This is a genomic window from Rhizobium sp. PvP014 (assembly GCF_017876855.1).
Lineage (GTDB): Bacteria > Pseudomonadota > Alphaproteobacteria > Rhizobiales > Rhizobiaceae > Neorhizobium > Neorhizobium soli.
Map to the genome: position 1 here is coordinate 427,501 of NZ_JAGIOT010000001.1, position 17,487 is coordinate 444,987.

Genomic DNA, 17,487 nt, shown 5'->3' on the forward strand with positions numbered 1-17,487 from the left:
CGCGCCGAACGATCGGCGACGGCCTCTGGCCTACGGGGTGAGCCACTTGATGGTTCCCCTGTCGTATTGTCTTCTGAAGAAATAAAGGTTTGCACGACGCATCTGCGTTTGTGCCTGTTCTGCAAAATTGTGAAGAGAAGATTGATCTGGATGCTTCCAGGTATTTTTGGGTTTTGACCCAAAGATGTCCGAGCCCGGTTCTAATGATACCAAGGATGACCTAGCCGGTCGGATCTGGAGGAAGAACTGGAGTAGGTAGGAAGCATGTCACTCTGGTCGGTCGTTGTTGGTGTTTTGGGGCTTGGCCCTAAACCACCTCTGACGACTTATTGATGTCCGTTTGCTAACCGCGCGGACCCGGATTTAATCTCGAGAAGCTGGTCTTAAAGATCAGGACACAAGTGAACCGCTCGGCGTGGTTCCAATAAAGTGGTCTGATCGAACACGTTGATGGCATCATGAGAAGGTTGGGTTGTAAAAGGTAGCCCTTCCGCTTGCTCCTCTGGAGCGGGCTATATTGATGAGCATTGGCAATGAGAACGATGAAGTGTTTTAAGGGCATTTGGTGGATGCCTTGGCATGCACAGGCGAAGAAGGACGTGATACGCTGCGAAAAGCCGTGGGGAGCTGCGAATAAGCTTTGATCCATGGATCTCCGAATGGGGCAACCCACCTTAAATACCTAGAAAGTTTAAGTCGTCTTTCGGGACGGTTTAGATTTCTAGGTATTGTTAATAAGGTATCTACACCTGAATACATAGGGTGTAAGAAGCGAACTCAGGGAACTGAAACATCTAAGTACCTGAAGGAAAGGACATCAACCGAGACTCCGTAAGTAGTGGCGAGCGAACGCGGACCAGGCCAGTGGCAATGTTGAATAAAGCTGAACAGGTTGGAAAGCCTGGCTAGAGTGGGTGATAGCCCCGTAAGCGTAGAACAGACATTGTCCTTGAGTAGGGCGGGACACGTGAAATCCTGTCTGAACATGGGGAGACCACTCTCCAAGCCTAAGTACTCGTGCATGACCGATAGCGAACAAGTACCGTGAGGGAAAGGTGAAAAGCACCCCGACAAGGGGAGTGAAATAGAACCTGAAACCGGATGCCTACAAGCAGTCGGAGGGCGCTCTTTTTAGTAAGGGGCCTGACGGCGTACCTTTTGTATAATGGGTCAACGACTTAGTGTATCTAGCAAGCTTAAGCCGGTAGGTGTAGGCGCAGCGAAAGCGAGTCTGAATAGGGCGATTTAGTTAGATGCATTAGACCCGAAACCGAGTGATCTAGCCATGAGCAGGCTGAAGGTTGGGTAACACCAACTGGAGGGCCGAACCCGCATCTGTTGCAATAGATTGGGATGACTTGTGGCTAGGGGTGAAAGGCCAATCAAACTCGGAGATAGCTGGTTCTCCGCGAAATCTATTTAGGTAGAGCGTCGACCGAATACCCTCGGGGGTAGAGCACTGGATGGGCTATGGGGACTCACCGTCTTACTGATCCTAACCAAACTCCGAATACCGAGGAGTACTAGTCGGCAGACACACGGCGGGTGCTAACGTCCGTCGTGAAGAGGGCAACAACCCTGACCTCCAGCTAAGGTCCCCAAGTCATGGCTAAGTGGGAAAGGATGTGAGGATCCCAAAACAACCAGGATGTTGGCTTAGAAGCAGCCATCATTTAAAGAAAGCGTAACAGCTCACTGGTCTAAATAAGGGTCTTTGCGCCGAAAATGTAACGGGGCTAAAGCCATGCACCGAAGCTGAGGATATGCACGCAAGTGTATGTGGTAGCGGAGCGTTCCGTAAGTCTGTGAAGGAGGACCCGTGAGGGCCTCTGGAGATATCGGAAGTGCGAATGTTGACATGAGTAACGATAAAGGGGGTGAGAGACCCCCTCGCCGAAAGACCAAGGGTTCCTGCTTAAAGTTAATCTGAGCAGGGTTAGCCGGCCCCTAAGGCGAGGCAGAAATGCGTAGTCGATGGGAACCACGTTAATATTCGTGGGCCTGGTGGTAGTGACGGATCGCGTAAGTTGTACCTCCTTATTGGATTGGATGTGCAGCGGGGCGGTTCCAGGAAATAGCTCCACCGTATAGACCGTACCCGAAACCGACACAGGTGGTCAGGTAGAGCATACCAAGGCGCTTGAGAGAACTATGTTGAAGGAACTCGGCAAATTGCACGCGTAACTTCGGAAGAAGCGTGACCCCTTTTTACGCAAGTGGAAAGGGGTGGCACAGACCAGGGGGTAGCGACTGTTTATCAAAAACACAGGGCTCTGCGAAGTCGAAAGACGACGTATAGGGCCTGACGCCTGCCCGGTGCTGGAAGGTTAAAGGGAGAGGTGCAAGCTTTGAACTGAAGCCCCAGTAAACGGCGGCCGTAACTATAACGGTCCTAAGGTAGCGAAATTCCTTGTCGGGTAAGTTCCGACCTGCACGAATGGCGTAACGACTTCCCCGCTGTCTCCAACATAGACTCAGTGAAATTGAATTCCCCGTGAAGATGCGGGGTTCCTGCGGTTAGACGGAAAGACCCCGTGCACCTTTACTATAGCTTTACACTGGCATTCGTGTCGGCATGTGTAGGATAGGTGGTAGGCTTTGAAGCGGGGACGCCAGTTCTCGTGGAGCCATCCTTGAAATACCACCCTTATCGTCATGGATGTCTAACCGCGGTCCGTTATCCGGATCCGGGACAGTGTATGGTGGGTAGTTTGACTGGGGCGGTCGCCTCCGAAAGAGTAACGGAGGCGCGCGATGGTGGGCTCAGACCGGTCGGAAATCGGTCGTCGAGTGCAATGGCATAAGCCCGCCTGACTGCGAGACTGACAAGTCGAGCAGAGACGAAAGTCGGTCATAGTGATCCGGTGGTCCCGCGTGGAAGGGCCATCGCTCAACGGATAAAAGGTACGCCGGGGATAACAGGCTGATGACCCCCAAGAGTCCATATCGACGGGGTTGTTTGGCACCTCGATGTCGGCTCATCGCATCCTGGGGCTGGAGCAGGTCCCAAGGGTTTGGCTGTTCGCCAATTAAAGCGGTACGTGAGCTGGGTTCAGAACGTCGTGAGACAGTTCGGTCCCTATCTGCCGTGGGTGTAGGAATATTGACAGGATCTGTCCCTAGTACGAGAGGACCGGGATGGACATATCTCTGGTGGACCTGTTGTCGTGCCAACGGCATAGCAGGGTAGCTATATATGGAAGGGATAACCGCTGAAGGCATCTAAGCGGGAAACCCACCTGAAAACGAGTATTCCCTATCAGGGCCGTGGAAGACGACCACGTTGATAGGAGGCGTGTGGACGTGCAGTAATGCATGAAGCTTAGCCTTACTAATAGCCCGATTGGCTTCATCGTTCTCATTGACTATGCTCATCAAGGTGCTGCGCACCTTGATGATGACATCTGTTTTGTCCTGACGCGCGAAAAAACGCTCCGGACGGGCCGCGCCAACAGGCGCGACGGCCTCTGGCCTTGCGGAGCTTTGCTCCGACAAACCAGCCGGCAAACAAAAGACGTGTTCAACTAAGACAAAAGGGGGTTCGCCTCCGCCAGCTTCTCGATAAAGCGTTGCAATGGTCGCCCATTGCCACGCATACATTGCCCTTAATCGACCTGGTGGTCATTGCGGGGTGGCTGCACCCGTTCCCTTTCCGAACACGGCCGTGAAACACCCCTGCGCCAATGGTACTCCGTCTTAAGACGCGGGAGAGTAGGTCGCTGCCAGGTCTATTAAAGGCAATGCCATCCATAAGGATGGATCAAACAATCTTCTCATACACGAAAACAATCGGCCCCTGGCCAAACCAAGGGCCGCTCCCAAAGCGGCCTTTTGTCGTTGCTGGGGTTTAACGAAATAATGGGACGTTCGGTCTGTAGCCGGTGCGTCCCTCACAGGAGACAAATCCTTCGGATTTGCTCCGGCACTACACGTAAACCGCAACGCGGTTTACGCAGACGCGAAATTTGGCAAAGCCAAATTCGCTTGGCGCGGGGTGGAGCAGCCCGGTAGCTCGTCAGGCTCATAACCTGAAGGCCGCAGGTTCAAATCCTGCCCCCGCAACCAACAAAACTTGTAAATTCGAGCACTTCAAATATTTCTCTGGAGCTCCTCACCATAACGGTCGAGGATTTTTTTGCGTTTTCTCCGCTTATCAATCTCGGCAGCCACAAGCCGCGCCATGAGAACGTTGCCAGCGGTCGCCATTAAATGTTGCTCCATAACATCGAGGACCGCCCATCAAAGCCAATGATGTTGGCAATTGAACTATGCACCTGCAGGGATGATGGCTTATCGCCGGGTGTTCGCAAATTACCACCGTCTGGATCAGGACGCGAATGGCAACCTCGACATTGGGGATTGGACTGCTACTTCAGTCCGGCGATTTATTACAGATAATCGTCCGCCAGCACGTCGCTGCAGGCGAGCCGAGACCACCTTCTAACGCGTGCTTCGAGTTCATCGTGCTGAGCGTCTAGGATGGCAAGGCGCGGCCGGCGCTCTGTGTGTTTGGCGTGAAAGGCGGTCAATCGAATGGACTGAACCCTCGTCGTTTTGGCAATGTCGGAGATACGGAAAGCGCTCCGGCCAACGCTCCCAGCATCCTGTTTCGGTCCCTGGCTGAAGTTCGCAAAAGATGCCATATCTGTAGACGAGAGGTGGATTTCATTGCCACTGACTCGATTTTTTGCCAGTCTGTTTCCTGGATAATCTCGGCCACGACATGATCGAAGCAACTTTACAGGGATGACTGAAATAGTATGACAATGTTGAAAAATATCCCGAAGCATCTGAGTCCAGACGTGCTTTGGGCACTCGCAGCAATGGGGCATGGTGATTGTCTCGTAGTGGTGGATGCCAATTATCCAGCATATTCCCGTCATCAACGCGTCTTGCCGATTGCGGGTGTCCCTCTCGTTTCAATCATCACCGATGTATTGAAGCTGATGCCGGTCGACGATTTCCTCGAAAAGCCCGTTGTAAAGATGGTCCCTGACGGCGACCTCGGCTACGGCACGTCGGTTCATGACGATGTCGAAAAAATAGTAAACGAAATAGAGCAGCGGGAGGTTGGCTTCCAGCCCGTTGAGAGGACGAGATTCTACGATGTGGCGGCTGGTGCATTTGCTGTTGTCGCGACTACGGACGATCGACCATTTGGATGTTTCATTTTCACAAAAGGCGTCATCCGATCTGTCTAATTTGCATCCAGCGGTTCAGTTTACCAGCCTTTTCATGTGGTCATGCCGCCCATCGAGCGCAGGATCTAACCTGCGAGCATGAGTCAGCAATGCAACGGAAAGTGGCTACTGCTCGTGATCTTGCCTAACAACATAGAGGAAAGAGCGCTTGCCACATCATCGGTCACGCCAGCGGTTCGCGTGTTGATGCCCTCTCCCCCAGCCAGGCCGCGGCTACGCCGACGGCCAACACGGCGCCTGTAAAATTGCCAAAACCTAAGAGTTGCCACCGCCCAAACGAGCCGCGCGGAAGATTCGGCTGAAGCCAGCCGTTGAACGGGAGGCGAAGATTGCAACGCCTACCGCAGCGTCGGCAAGACCCCTCCGACATAATCCGCAAAAGCAGTATGTTGGTCGGAACCACGGTCAACAACAACTGATTCCTGCCCACTGGAAATGCCGTGAAGCACAACGCCGCCGCGCACCGGAGGGATACAATGCCGGTATACTTTTGGGAAACCCGCAGGCGCGCGCCGTCCGGAATAATCCAGTTCCACGATGTGGAGGTTGCACTCCTTCAACACCGGGTTGAGAACTCGCCGGTCCAAGCCGCTCGTTGGCCCAGTGCAATGTTCTCCGCTCCAATCTTCCCGGAGGTCTCCCCGTGCGAGGCCGTCGCCTCGCGCATGGAGTTGAAAGGCGAAATGACGAAACGCTGAATGGGGGATCACGCATCGCGTCAGCGGCTATCGGCCCTCGACAAAGGTTTCGCCTCTGCCATTGCCTTGTTCATCTTCCAACTGATGCCGATCCGCGCACGCGGCTTTGGCTGTTTTTCTTCCAGTTGTTCGGCTGCAATCGTCAGATGTGCCGGTACATCCTCTTGTCAGCTCACAAGCGCGCGGGCGGTCGGTTCGTCGGTGATCAGCCCTTTGAGGCGGCGGCTGCGCAGCACGGCGCGGATCGAGGCAAGCTTTTGCAACCCGCCCGCGATTGCCACGATGCGGGTCTGTTCAGGCGTTTCGAGATCGACCGAGAGCGCGCGGGCACTGAGCGTCGTTTCGAGGACGCGGCCATCACCATCGAAGAAGTGGCCGAGCATTTCCCCGACAGCGCCGACGGCGGCGATTTCCGTGATTTCGCGCCGTTCGATCATACCGGAGGCAACAAGCTGTGCGCTGGCGTCTGCCGTTCCGATGCCGACGAATTTGAGGCCGGCACTGTTCGACATGTTAAAGATTTCCCGCACGCCGCGCTGGGCCAGCAGGATTTCGCGATCTTCTGCAGAGTTGGCAAAAAAGGGTACTGGCATCACATAGGATTGCGACCCGGTCTTTTCCGCCAGATTATACATCACGTCATGCGGATTTGCGGCGTAATTGCGGGTGAGCCCACCAAGAAGTGATACGAAGCACACGCCGGTCGCTTCAAAGCGCGGCATTTGGCGCACCGCAGCAGCCAGTGTGCGGCCATGGCCAAGGCCGATGACTTTGTAATCGCCACCCTCGATCGTGCGGCGCAGGAAGCTGGAGCCGGCAAGGCCGAGCGCGCGAAGCGGCAGGCCGTCCTCTCCCAGATCCGGCGCCACCTCGCAGGTAGCGAGCCCATAGCGATCGCAAAGCTGAGCTTCCAGTTCGGCGCATTCGACGATGGCGCCATCGATCGAGACCTTGACGGCACCGTCGGCCACCGCGCGTGCAATGAGTCGATGCGCCTTAACAGAGGGCACGCCGAGCCGTTTTGCCACCGCAGCCTGCGTCAGTCCGCCAGCGTAATGCAGCCAGGCCGCGCGGATCGCCAGGCTTTCTTCGGGATCGCTGTCACTGCGGCGGGCCATTGCTCTTCCTTCTGCTGCTGTCTGTCGTCAGGCTGGTCAAGACAAGGATCTCCTGCAATTCGCCCTCTGCGCCGTTTCCTGCAAGAGCCGCTGTCTGATGAGATCGGATCAGATATGCAGGTCCTTGATGCCGCTCTCGATATGGGGTGCCCAGAAGGCAATGCTTTCGGCGATCTGGGAAATCACCTGACGGTCGTTCGGATCGCGCTCCTTGAAGGACAGTTCTAGGCAGATCTCGTTGTTCTCCGCGCCGCCTTGCGCAAAGGCTTCGAGCAGCGGCTCGGGATGGATGCGGCCCTTGGCGTTGAATTCGGCGATGAACGGCCGGTGACCGCCCTTGTCCATCAGGCTCTGCTTGATGTGGATGATCGGCGACACACTTGGCACGGCGCGGGCCCAGGCATAAGGGTCGAAATCGTCCGGATTGGCGGAGGTGACATCGCCGTGGTCGATATCGGCCATCATCCACATCGGGATCGCCATATTCGCTGATGTCAGCCGATCCTGAAGGTGAAGACAGCCTGCGATCGTTTCGCCGAATTCGCGCCCGACGCTCATCGGTTCCCAGAACAGGAAGGAGAGGCCGGCACCCTTGGCATGTTCCGCCACCTCGGCCCAGCAGTCGATGGCGATCTTGATCAGCTCTTCGCGACGGGCCGGATCATCGAAATCCTTATAGGTGAAGATCGCAAACTGCGTGCCGACGGAGGTGCCGCCGAGATCGGCGGTGATATCGGCAAAGGTCTTGAACCAGTCGATATAATAGCGCCGCACATCGGCATCCGGATGGCCGAAATGGTTGAGGCGGCCATAGGGTCCGGTCATGCCGCTGGTCACGCGAACGCCGGTGCGGTTAAGGGCAGTGCCCATCTCCCGCGTCAGGCGGCGGATGACGGGCGCCGGCCAGCTCGGGTTGATGAACTCATGGGTCAGCTGCAGGTCGCGGACTTTCAGGTCGCGCGCCACCGTTTCGATGAGATCGGCCGGCTCGGCAAAACGGTTCACCAGCGGGTTGGTGTTGAGGGAAAGCGTCAGCGGCATGGGCGGTCTCCGGTCTCAGGCGGCACTGGCGAGATTTGCTTCGTCAAACCAGGCGGTAAAGGCAGCCTGTTCTGCCTCAGTCAAGTGCAGGTAATGTTTCGTGCGGCGGTAGAGCACGTCCTTGGCTGTGCGTGCCCATTCGCTTTTCACGAGGTAGCGCACCTCCGCCTCGTAAAGCTGGCCACCGAAATGCCGGCCTAGATCTGCAAGACTATCTGCCGTGCCGGCAATCTGGCGCGTGCGCGTGCCGTAAAGGCGGCCGTAATGCTGCAGAAGCGCACGCGGCATCCATGGATAAAGATCACGTAAGGTATTGGCAAAACTCTCGTAGTCAGCATTGGGCATGTCGCCGCCAGGAAGCGGCGCCGCTTCCGTCCAGTTGCCCCCCATTGTGGGAAAGACCTGGGTCAGCTTCTGCATCCCGCGCTCGGCAAGCTCGCGGAACGTGGTGATCTTGCCGCCGAACACATTGAGGAGCGGCGCGCCGCCCGTTTCGTCGAGATCAAAGACATAGTCGCGCGTGACGGCCGACGGATTGCCCTTCCCATCGTCAAACAGGGGCCGCACGCCGGAAAACGTGTGCAGCACATCCTGGCGCCGGAGCTTTTCCTTGAAATACCGGTTCACGGCAGACAGGAGATACTCGATCTCCCGCTCGTCGGCACTCACCTCTTCGGCACGGCCTTCATAGGCAATATCGGTGGTGCCGATCAGAGCCTTGTCTCCCTCGTAAGGGTTGATGAAGATCACCCGCTTGTCGTGGTTCTGCACCAGATAGGCCTGCGGCCCTGCCCACCATTTGGGCACGATGATATGGCTGCCCTTGACGAGGCGCACATTGCGCGCCGAGTTGGAGCCGGCCACCCGGCCGATAATGTCCGATACCCACGGGCCGGCGCAATTGGCAATGCAGCGGGCGCGGAATTGGCGAGTTTCGCCGGTCAGAACATTCTTCGTGGTAATGGACCAGGCGCTGTCTTCGCGCCGTGCGGTGACGGCGGCTGTGCGGGTCAGAACCTCGCAGCCCTTTTCTGCGGCATCCACTGCGTTCAGTACGACCAGGCGCGCATCGTCCACCCAGCAGTCGGAGTATTCAAACCCCTTGGTGTAGTCGTCGAGGATCGGTGCGCCTTCGGGATCGCGGGTGAGATCCAGCGTACGGGTACCCGGCAGTTTCTTGCGGCCGCCGAGGTGATCGTAGAGAAAGAGGCCGAGCCGTACCAGCCAGGCGGGGCGATCCTGCGGGCTATGCGGCAGAACGAACCGCATCGGCCAGATGATGTGCGGGGCGGCCTTCAGCAGCACCTCGCGTTCGATCAGCGCCTCGCGCACCAGACGGAATTCGTAGTATTCGAGATAACGCAAACCGCCATGCACCAGCTTGCCGGAGCGGGAGGACGTGCCTTCGGCCAGATCGTCCTTCTCGCACAAGACCACTTTGAGGCCGCGGCCGGCAGCGTCGCGCGCCATCCCGGCGCCATTGATGCCACCGCCAATCACGAACAGATCGATCATCTGTGTTTGCGTGCTCATGTCTTTTTCCTCTGAAGTGTCGCATCGCGGGCCGCCGCCAGCTTCGTCCAGGCGGGAACAAGCGCGTGACGCGCGGATTGGAAAGCGGGAAACAGCCGCTCATAGGTGGCGGCAAGTTCTGCGTTCGGGGTCTCCGGTGCAGCAAGCAGCGGCGTCACCCATTCGCCAACGCAGGCGTTCATGTCGGGATAGGCGCCGATGGCAACGGCTGCCATCATTGCGGCGCCCGCAGCGCCTGCCTCTTCACGATCGGAGACGCGGACCGGCGCATTGATCGCAGCTGAGAGAACCGCGCGCAGACCGCGCGAGCGCGCCGCGCCGCCGCTGAGGCGTAGTTCCGAGGGAAGGCCGCCCATCGCCGCATAACAATCGCGCATCGCCATGCCGAGACCTTCAACGACGGCGCGCACCAGATCCGGGTAACGATGACTGGCCGAAAGGCCGATGAAACCGGCACGGGCCTGCGCGTTAACGAAAGGCCCACGCTCGCCAGCTTCGGAAATATAGGGATGGTAGGCGATCTGGCCGGGAGTGGATTTTTCAAGCCAGCCCTCGATACGGCCCATCAGGTCGCGTGGTGTGATCTCCTGTCCCATCTCGCGCAGCAGGTCTGTGCCAAGGCTTAAGACCCAGTCGAGATTGAGGGTGGCGGCCATATTGGTTTGGGCCTGCACGACCGTATTCGGTACGGGGAGCGCCATGACATATCCGGTGCCTTCGGCGTTGAGATGTACGCCAGCGATATTGGTTGCCCGCATGTGGACGCCGGTCGAGCCGACGATGGAGCAGGCGGTATCGCCGGTACCACCATAAACGCCGGCACCCAGCGCCGTCATCACCATGTCCACGTAACCGAGGCAAACGGGCGTGCCCTCCAGCAAACCCGTCTGTTTTGCCGCCGTCGCTGTCAGCGGATTGAGGGTCTGCGTGCCCTCGATGATTTCAGGCAGCAGATGGCGGCGGTGGCCAAGACCCAGCGCGTCAAAAACCTGTTCCTCATAACCGCGCGTGCGGAAATTCCCGAAGGTAAAATTTGCTTCCGACGGATCGGTGGCGCGCACGTCTGTGAGGTTGAGATAAAGCCAGTCCTTGCAATGGAGGGCAACGTCGGCAGAATCGAGAAGTTCTGGAAAAAACCGGTCCATATGCGCCATTTGCGCACCCTGCTGGCAGGTGTTTAGCCCTGTACCCGTCAGTTCGAAACGCGCCCGGTTCTCAGTCTTTGCGGCAAGCACATCAACGGTCGGGGCCGCGCGGGCGTCAAGCCACAACCAGGCATCGCCAACGGGCCGGTTGTCGCGGTCGACAAGCCAAGTGCCGTCGCCCTGCGCAGTCACGGCAACCGCTGCCGTACGACGGGAAAGATCGGTGACCTGCTCTCCAAGACCGCGTAGCGCCCGCGTGCAATCGGCCCAGGTTCTGTCGAGCGGCTGCGTCGCAGATCCATCGGACCCGGACAGGTAGCTGTTGGGCACGCTGGAGGACGAGATTTGCCGGCCTGCAAGATCAAAGGCCACCGCCTTGATAACCGAGGTGCCGGCATCAATGCCGATGATCACATCACGCATGGCGCATACCGCGGATCGTCGCATGGACAGGGACGCACAAAGGCGCTTTGGAGATAGTCTTCATGCAGTTTCATCCTCCTCCGCGCGATACCGTTGCGTCCTGTCGAAGGCATTCCTCACCCCGCGCCCCGGATCGCTCGCACGTTGATAATACATATCACAATGATAACAAGGTACATGATTTTTTTTGCAGACGCGGAAGTTTTTTTCAGTTATGTTAGAAAGCTATAAGGTTTTTTCGTTGCTTGCGTGCGGCCGGCGCTGTCTCGCTACATCCGACAGTCTTTTGCGCTGGTACGCTCGCCTCGGCCACCGGCAGACTTTAGCGTGGTCGCATCGTGGTTTGCGGATTTTTGTTTAAGTTCAAGACATTGCTGCAAGTGCGTTGTGTCGGTCCGCAAGAGTGCTCTGCCCTCAAAGAGCGTCGGGCGGCTTGCACAATCGGCGGCCGGCGCGCCTGGAAGGCCTTCGGATCTGGCGAATGTGCCGTCGATCCCGTGCAAGATCTCACCTCTGCGTGAGCGATCTCTCAAAAAGGACCTGTCTTCAACATAACATACTTGACGGCCTATATAACGTGAATATAGCGTAGAGGGATGAAGCGATCGTGGGGCCTGGAGGAGGCGCTGCGGCTATCAAGAATGGGAGGAGGCCATGCTGCTTTACGCCGCGCGCTGCACGCGTTTGCCGCCGATCAGGAAGGCCCGGCTTCGGGCTGCCTTCCTGCTTCTTTCCATACTCTTTCAACATCGGGCGAAAGGCGAGGCCGGCTCATGAGCACCCTCCAATCTTCAGTCGCCGCATTGCGTGCGCGTAAAGCCAAGCAATCGTCGAAGCGCACGGGTGTCGTCCTTGTGGGTGCCGGCCTGCTTGTTCTGTCTGCCATCGCGCTCGACACGACGGTTGTCCATGTCGGGTCGGAAGCCGATGTTCGCCAGCAGGCGTTTTCGCCCGATACGTTCGGCACAAAGGAATTTCCGCGTGTTCAGTCGGTGGTGGTGGAAAAGGCTGCCGACGCCGTGACGATCGCGCCGGAAGTGCTTGCCGACAAGGCAGCTGCCGGCAAGAAATACGGCACCGCGTCTACGACCGGTACGGTGATGATGGTCAAATTTTCCGGTGTCGTGGGGGAAGGCAAGTCCGGCATCTATGAGGTGGCTGTCGCCGGAATGCCGGCCGATATCAAGCTGCGCATGCAGACCGGACCCGCCATCAACGGCACGGACCTGCGCGATGCGCCGGGCGATATCGCTTTCGGCTCGTTCAAGAACCAGATCGAATACCAGGACGCCGGTTCGGCCATTAACCGTGCCATGAAGGCCTCGGTGCTCGATCCGATCGATACGTCGGCGCTGACGGGCAAGACAGTCGACGTCGTCGGCGCCTTTCGCCTCGTCAACCCGAAAAACTGGTTGATCACGCCGGTGAAGGTGGATGTGAAATGAGCGAGCCAGAGACGAAAGGCCCCCGCCGCGGCGATGTCGTGCTATCGGCGCGCAACATCGCCAAGTCTTATGGCAACATCCATGCTCTCAAGGGCGTGAATTTTGATATCCGTTATGGCCAGGTCACCACGCTGTTCGGCGAAAATGGTGCCGGCAAGTCGACGCTGATGAAGATCCTGTCTGGCGTCGTTCAGCCGACATCGGGTGAAATCGTGCTGGATGGCGAGGGGGTGAACTTTACCTCGTCGACCGAGGCGCGTGACCACGGCATCTCGATCATCCACCAAGAACTCAGCCTGGCACCCAATCTTTCGGTGCGCGACAACGTGTTCATGGGCCGCGAGATCCAGGGCGCCACGGGCGTAGATTTTGCCGAGGAAGAGCGTCAGGTGCGGCTTTTGCTCGAAGAGTTGGAAGAAGACATCGACCCGCTGACGCCTGTAGAAGACCTGCGTCTCGGCCAGCAGCAGATCGTGGAAATCGCTCGCGCGCTGTCAATCGACAGCCGCATCCTGATCATGGACGAGCCAACCTCGGCGCTTTCGGCGGCCGAAGTCGAGGTGCTGTTCAAGGTTATTCGGGATCTCACAGCCAAGGGCGTATCGATCGTTTATATCTCGCACCATCTCGAAGAAGCGCTGGAAATCACCGATCACGCCGTCGTGCTGCGCGATGGTACCATGACCGCTTATGCGCCGCGCGCCGAGATCGATCTGGAATGGATCGTGCGCAACATGGTGGGCGAACATTATGATCTCGGATCCCCGCCGTCAGGTTATGCTTTTGGAGAAACGGCGCTTTCGGTGGTCGATCTGACGGTTGCCGATCCCAATGCCGGCTTCAACCTAGTGGACCGCCTGTCGCTCGATGTGAAGGCCGGCGAAATCGTCTGCATCTACGGGCTGATGGGGGCAGGGCGCACCGAGTTGCTGGAAACGCTGGCCGGCCGCCTCAAGCCGAAATCCGGCAGTATCTTTCTGGAGGGCGAGGAAATCTCGTCTCTGTCGATTGCCGATCGCATTGCCTGTGGTCTAGCGCTCGTGCCGGAAGACCGCCAGCGCGATGGCCTGGTGCAGACCATGAGCGTCGGTGAAAACATGTCGCTCGCATCGATCATGAATTTCACCCGCGGCCTCTTTACCAGCCGGCGGATCGAGCAGTCGCTGATTGCCGATACCATCCGTAAGGTCACCGTGAAGACGTCTGGCGGTGGCGCCCCCATCGGCTCTCTTTCGGGGGGCAACCAGCAGAAGGTGGTCATCGGCAAGATGCTGGCGACCGATCCGACCGTGCTCCTGCTCGACGAGCCATCGCGCGGCATCGATATCGGCGCCAAGGCAGAAGTGTTTAAGCTTCTGGCAGAGCGCGCGCGCACCGGTCTGGCGGTGGTATTTTCCACGTCGGAAGTCAGCGAGTGCCTGTCGGTCGCACATCGCATCATCGTCATGCACAAGGGTCGCATCTCGGCCGAGTTCGATTCGAGCGTCACCAAGGAAAAGATCATGGCTGCCTCCGGCGAGTCTGTGGCTGCCTGATGCCGTCAATTGGGGAATTCTAGACCATGAACCAAGCCATCGCACCGAAAGCCGAAACTGCCAAAGTCGACAAAGCTGGCGGCATGAGCATTGGCCAACTCCTTTTGGAGGGGCGCGCCTTCTTCGCCCTGATCCTCATCATTGCCGTGTTTTCCTACCTGTCGCCGAACTATTTCACCGTCGCCAATTTTCTCATCATGGCTTCGCATGTCGCCATTTACGGTATCCTTGCCATCGGCATGCTGCTAGTGATCCTGAACGGCGGCATTGACCTGTCGGTCGGCTCGATCCTTGCACTCTGCGGGGTCGTTGCCGGCGCCATGATGCAGGGCGTCGAGCTTTCGGCCTTCGGCGTCATCCTTTACCCGCCGGTCTGGGCGGTAGTGGTGCTGACCTGCCTGTTCGGCGCTTTTGTTGGCGCCATCAACGGCATCCTGGTCGCCTGGTTCCGCGTACCGGCCTTCGTTGCGACGCTCGGCGTCATGTATGTTGCCCGCGGTATCGCGCTGTTGCAGACCAATGGCCTCACCTACAACAACCTGTCGGGCCGTCCCGAACTTGGCAATACCGGCTTCGACTGGCTTGGCTTCAACCGTCTGGCTGGCGTCCCCATCTCCGTCATCGTTCTGACCGTGATCGCCCTCTTGGCCGGCCTGATGCTTGCCCGCTCGGCTTTTGGCCGCTGGCTGTATGCATCTGGTGGCAACGAGCGGGCGGCAGATCTCTCCGGCGTGCCGGTCAAGCGCGTCAAGATCACCGTCTATACGCTCTCCGGCATCCTTTCGGCCATTGCCGGGCTGGTGCTGTCATCACAGCTGACATCTGCTGGCCCGACAGCCGGCAGCACCTATGAACTGACGGCAATTGCCGCTGTGGTTGTCGGCGGTGCGGCACTGACCGGTGGTCGCGGCACGGTACGCGGCACGATGCTTGGCGCTTTCGTCATCGGTTTCCTTTCCGATGGCCTGGTCATCATCGGCGTCTCGTCCTACTGGCAGACCGTTTTCACCGGCTCGGTTATCGTGCTGGCCGTCCTCATGAACACAATTCAGTACGGCTCCGGCGCACGCAAGGGCTGACGTCCAAGAACTTGTCCGCAAAGGCCTGTTGGGAGGGTACCGCGGAAAGGATGCCTGAAGAGGCGAAGACTGCAACATTCCAATGGGAGTAGAAAATGTTGAAATCCTTTCAGAAATTCATGCTTGCCGCCGTCGCGACAGGCCTCATGACGACAGCTGCCATGGCAGACGGCCTGATCTCGATCATCGTCACGGATCCGGCCAACCCCTACTGGCGCACCGAAGGTGAAGTTGCCAAGAAGACGGCGGAAGGCCTTGGCTACAAGGCGAATGTCGCCGCCCACAAGGGCGACACCAACACCGAATCGACCCTCATCGATACGGCGATCACCAACAAGTCGGCCGCCATCATCCTCGATCCAGCCAATGCCGATGGTTCGGTCGGCGCGGTGAAGAAGGCTGTTGCCGCGGGTATCCCGGTCATTCTCGTCAATGCCGAGATCAACCAGGAAGGTCTTGCCAAGGCGCAGCTCGTTTCCAACAACGCGCAAGGGGCAGCGCTTGGTGCCGAAACCTGGATCTCGATGGTCGGCGAAAAGGGCACCTATGTGGAGCTGTTCGGCAACCCCGCAGACAACAATGCCGCGACCCGCTCTAACGGCTACGAAACCGTCATTACCCAGTATCCGGACATGAAGAAGGTCGGCAGGGAAGTGGCCAACTGGGATCGCACCCAGGGCTACCAGAAGATGCAGTCCCTGCTTCAGGCCAACCCGAACATCAACGGCGTTATCGCCGGCAATGACGAAATGGCGCTGGGTGCGATTGCAGCGCTGAAGGAAGCCGGCAAGCTCGACAAGGTCAAGGTCGGCGGCTTCGACGGTTCGCCGGATGCGGTTGCCGCCATCAAGTCTGGCGAGATGCAGTATACGGTGCTCCAGCCGGTTGCCGTCTTCTCGGCCGAAGCCGTGAAGCAGGCCGATTCTTTCATCAAGACGGGCAAGACCGGCGCTGCCACCGAAAAGCAGCTCTTCGATTGCCTGCTGATCACCAAGGACAACGTCGACAAGTATACCGGCCCGTTCACGCTCTCGCAGTAAACGGATACGATCTATCCGGGGCCGCACTCGCTGCGGCCCCGACCTCTTGCGATTTCAGCTCTTCTTTGCGCGGAAGATCATTCCAACCGGTGGCGCCCCGCTGAAGACGTGCTAGATGTCGATTGCACCAGAGGCGCGTATGGCGTGCGGATGTTCCCTGTGAGCGAGCAGCGGTGCGACAGACCGGAGCCATGGAGATGTGCGTTCACCAGTTCGCGCGGTTCTCCGGGAGATGTGGGCAATAAGCATGCGCGACCAACAGGAACGTCCTCTCGAGCGCCTGATGGGCGAGGAGATTTCCAGCGATAGCCGCCAAGCCCGCCAGATCGCTCGAAGGCAGCTGGTGGCCGAGGCCGTGATGGCTGAGGGCACGATGCGCATCGAGGATCTGACCGAGCGGTTTGGCATCAGTCTGATGACCGCTCACCGCGATCTGGATGAGTTGGTGAGCCGCGGCCTGCTCCGCAAGACACGCGGCATTGTCTCAGCGGCACCGACAAGCCTCATCGAATCCAGTGACGTCTATCGATCCACTCGGCAGGCATCCGAAAAGCGCGCCATTGCTGCTGCTGCTGCCGAGTTTATCCAGCCGGGGCAGGCGATCTTCTTTGATGATTCCACGACCGTTTTGCAAATGGTGCCGCATCTTTCAGCGCGCGTGCCGCTCACGGCGATTACCAATTCCATCACGATGATCAATGCCCTGCGTGAGGTAAGCGACCTGACGCTGCTCTGTCTTGGCGGGCAGTTCCAGAACTGGTGCAATGCCTTCATGGGACCCGTGACCACCAACGAGATCCGCCGCCTGCGCCCCGATCAGGTGTTTCTCTCCGTATCCGCCATCAGTGAAGACATGCTGTTTCACCAGTCTCCGGATATGGTGGACATCAAGCGGGCCATGTTCGAATGCGCCTCGCGCCGCATCCTGCTGGTCGACCATACCAAATTCGAGCGGCGCGCGCTGCATGCCATGGGATCGCTGGATGAATTCGACGTGGTCATCGTCGACAGCGCCACGCCTCCGCGCACCATCGAGCGGCTGCGCGCGCGGGGCATCAATCTCGTCGTTGCCGCACCAAACGGCAATGCGGATGATACAAAGAGTGATTTGTAACCGTACATCTTGTGAAGTTAACAGTTGTGTGCTCGTTCTAACGAAGCGGGCCGTCTGCCCGTGCGGGCCGGGCGCCTGACATCTCACGCATTGCGCCGGCCAGACAAGCGGATCT

10 protein-coding genes, 1 tRNA gene and 2 rRNA genes are annotated in these 17,487 nt (G+C 58.2%); 9 read left to right on the plus strand and 4 right to left on the minus strand.

All coding sequences use genetic code 11. From position 1 onward, the window contains the following. The first annotated feature begins 541 nt into the window (after window positions 1-541). The 4 genes from J3A65_RS02010 to J3A65_RS02025 all read left to right on the plus strand — a co-directional run bounded on the left by J3A65_RS02010 (window position 542) and on the right by J3A65_RS02025 (window position 5,201). A 23S ribosomal RNA gene (locus J3A65_RS02010) occupies window positions 542-3,356 on the plus strand. Window positions 3,357-3,613: 257 nt separating this feature from the next. Next, window positions 3,614-3,728, plus strand: a 5S ribosomal RNA gene (rrf, locus tag J3A65_RS02015). A 260-nt stretch (window positions 3,729-3,988) separates the two neighbouring features. After that, window positions 3,989-4,065: transfer RNA gene (locus tag J3A65_RS02020), tRNA-Met, on the plus strand. 695 nt (window positions 4,066-4,760) lie between these two features. After that, the gene (locus J3A65_RS02025) at window positions 4,761-5,201 is read left to right on the plus strand and encodes an RbsD/FucU domain-containing protein (protein WP_209898973.1); all 441 of its coding nucleotides are present in this window, start codon (window positions 4,761-4,763) and stop codon (window positions 5,199-5,201) included. An 865-nt stretch (window positions 5,202-6,066) separates the two neighbouring features. On the opposite strand, the gene J3A65_RS02030 is transcribed toward J3A65_RS02025, so the two are convergent. From J3A65_RS02030 to J3A65_RS02045, 4 genes are all read right to left on the minus strand, one after another. Further along, complete coding sequence (locus J3A65_RS02030; protein WP_209898976.1) at window positions 6,067-7,017, minus strand: sugar-binding transcriptional regulator; 951 nt, start codon at window positions 7,015-7,017, stop codon at window positions 6,067-6,069. Between the two features lie 108 nt (window positions 7,018-7,125). Next, the gene (locus J3A65_RS02035) at window positions 7,126-8,058 is read right to left on the minus strand and encodes a TIM barrel protein (protein WP_209898979.1); all 933 of its coding nucleotides are present in this window, start codon (window positions 8,056-8,058) and stop codon (window positions 7,126-7,128) included. A gap of 15 nt (window positions 8,059-8,073) precedes the next feature. Further along, the gene (locus tag J3A65_RS02040; RefSeq protein WP_062578346.1) at window positions 8,074-9,591 is read right to left on the minus strand and encodes a glycerol-3-phosphate dehydrogenase; all 1,518 of its coding nucleotides are present in this window, start codon (window positions 9,589-9,591) and stop codon (window positions 8,074-8,076) included. After that, a complete protein-coding gene (locus tag J3A65_RS02045) occupies window positions 9,588-11,159 on the minus strand; it encodes an FGGY-family carbohydrate kinase (protein ID WP_348635231.1) in 1,572 nt (523 codons plus the stop codon). The genes J3A65_RS02040 and J3A65_RS02045 overlap by 4 nt, the downstream gene beginning before the upstream one ends. 773 nt (window positions 11,160-11,932) lie before the next feature. Between J3A65_RS02045 and J3A65_RS02050 the strand changes: the two genes are divergently transcribed. The 5 genes from J3A65_RS02050 (at window position 11,933) to J3A65_RS02070 (ending at window position 17,372) form a co-directional block, all read left to right on the plus strand. After that, the gene (locus J3A65_RS02050) at window positions 11,933-12,604 is read left to right on the plus strand and encodes a DUF2291 domain-containing protein (protein ID WP_209898985.1); all 672 of its coding nucleotides are present in this window, start codon (window positions 11,933-11,935) and stop codon (window positions 12,602-12,604) included. Next, window positions 12,601-14,139 (plus strand): sugar ABC transporter ATP-binding protein, encoded by a 1,539-nt coding sequence (locus J3A65_RS02055; RefSeq protein ID WP_209898989.1) that lies wholly within the window; start codon window positions 12,601-12,603, stop codon window positions 14,137-14,139. The genes J3A65_RS02050 and J3A65_RS02055 overlap by 4 nt, the downstream gene beginning before the upstream one ends. Before the next feature lie 83 nt (window positions 14,140-14,222). Then, window positions 14,223-15,218 carry an ABC transporter permease gene (locus tag J3A65_RS02060; protein ID WP_244473986.1) on the plus strand — a complete coding sequence of 332 codons (996 nt, stop codon included), beginning with the start codon at window positions 14,223-14,225 and terminating at the stop codon, window positions 15,216-15,218. A gap of 95 nt (window positions 15,219-15,313) precedes the next feature. Next, window positions 15,314-16,258: a D-ribose ABC transporter substrate-binding protein gene (locus tag J3A65_RS02065; protein ID WP_062578338.1), complete on the plus strand. Its 945-nt coding sequence runs from the start codon at window positions 15,314-15,316 to the stop codon at window positions 16,256-16,258. 247 nt (window positions 16,259-16,505) lie between these two features. Next, complete coding sequence (locus tag J3A65_RS02070; protein WP_062578335.1) at window positions 16,506-17,372, plus strand: DeoR/GlpR family DNA-binding transcription regulator; 867 nt, start codon at window positions 16,506-16,508, stop codon at window positions 17,370-17,372. Window positions 17,373-17,487: the final 115 nt, after the last annotated feature.

What these genes read in the sequence shown, in the direction of transcription:
- J3A65_RS02025 (WP_209898973.1), top strand. Translation starts at nt 4,761, where the DNA reads ATGACAATGTTGAAAAATATCCCGAAGCATCTGAGTCCAGACGTGCTT.
- J3A65_RS02030 (WP_209898976.1), bottom strand. Translation starts at nt 7,017, where the DNA reads ATGGCCCGCCGCAGTGACAGCGATCCCGAAGAAAGCCTGGCGATCCGC.
- J3A65_RS02035 (WP_209898979.1), bottom strand. Translation starts at nt 8,058, where the DNA reads ATGCCGCTGACGCTTTCCCTCAACACCAACCCGCTGGTGAACCGTTTT.
- J3A65_RS02040 (WP_062578346.1), bottom strand. Translation starts at nt 9,591, where the DNA reads ATGAGCACGCAAACACAGATGATCGATCTGTTCGTGATTGGCGGTGGC.
- J3A65_RS02045 (WP_348635231.1), bottom strand. Translation starts at nt 11,159, where the DNA reads ATGCGTGATGTGATCATCGGCATTGATGCCGGCACCTCGGTTATCAAG.
- J3A65_RS02050 (WP_209898985.1), top strand. Translation starts at nt 11,933, where the DNA reads ATGAGCACCCTCCAATCTTCAGTCGCCGCATTGCGTGCGCGTAAAGCC.
- J3A65_RS02055 (WP_209898989.1), top strand. Translation starts at nt 12,601, where the DNA reads ATGAGCGAGCCAGAGACGAAAGGCCCCCGCCGCGGCGATGTCGTGCTA.
- J3A65_RS02060 (WP_244473986.1), top strand. Translation starts at nt 14,223, where the DNA reads ATGAGCATTGGCCAACTCCTTTTGGAGGGGCGCGCCTTCTTCGCCCTG.
- J3A65_RS02065 (WP_062578338.1), top strand. Translation starts at nt 15,314, where the DNA reads ATGTTGAAATCCTTTCAGAAATTCATGCTTGCCGCCGTCGCGACAGGC.
- J3A65_RS02070 (WP_062578335.1), top strand. Translation starts at nt 16,506, where the DNA reads ATGCGCGACCAACAGGAACGTCCTCTCGAGCGCCTGATGGGCGAGGAG.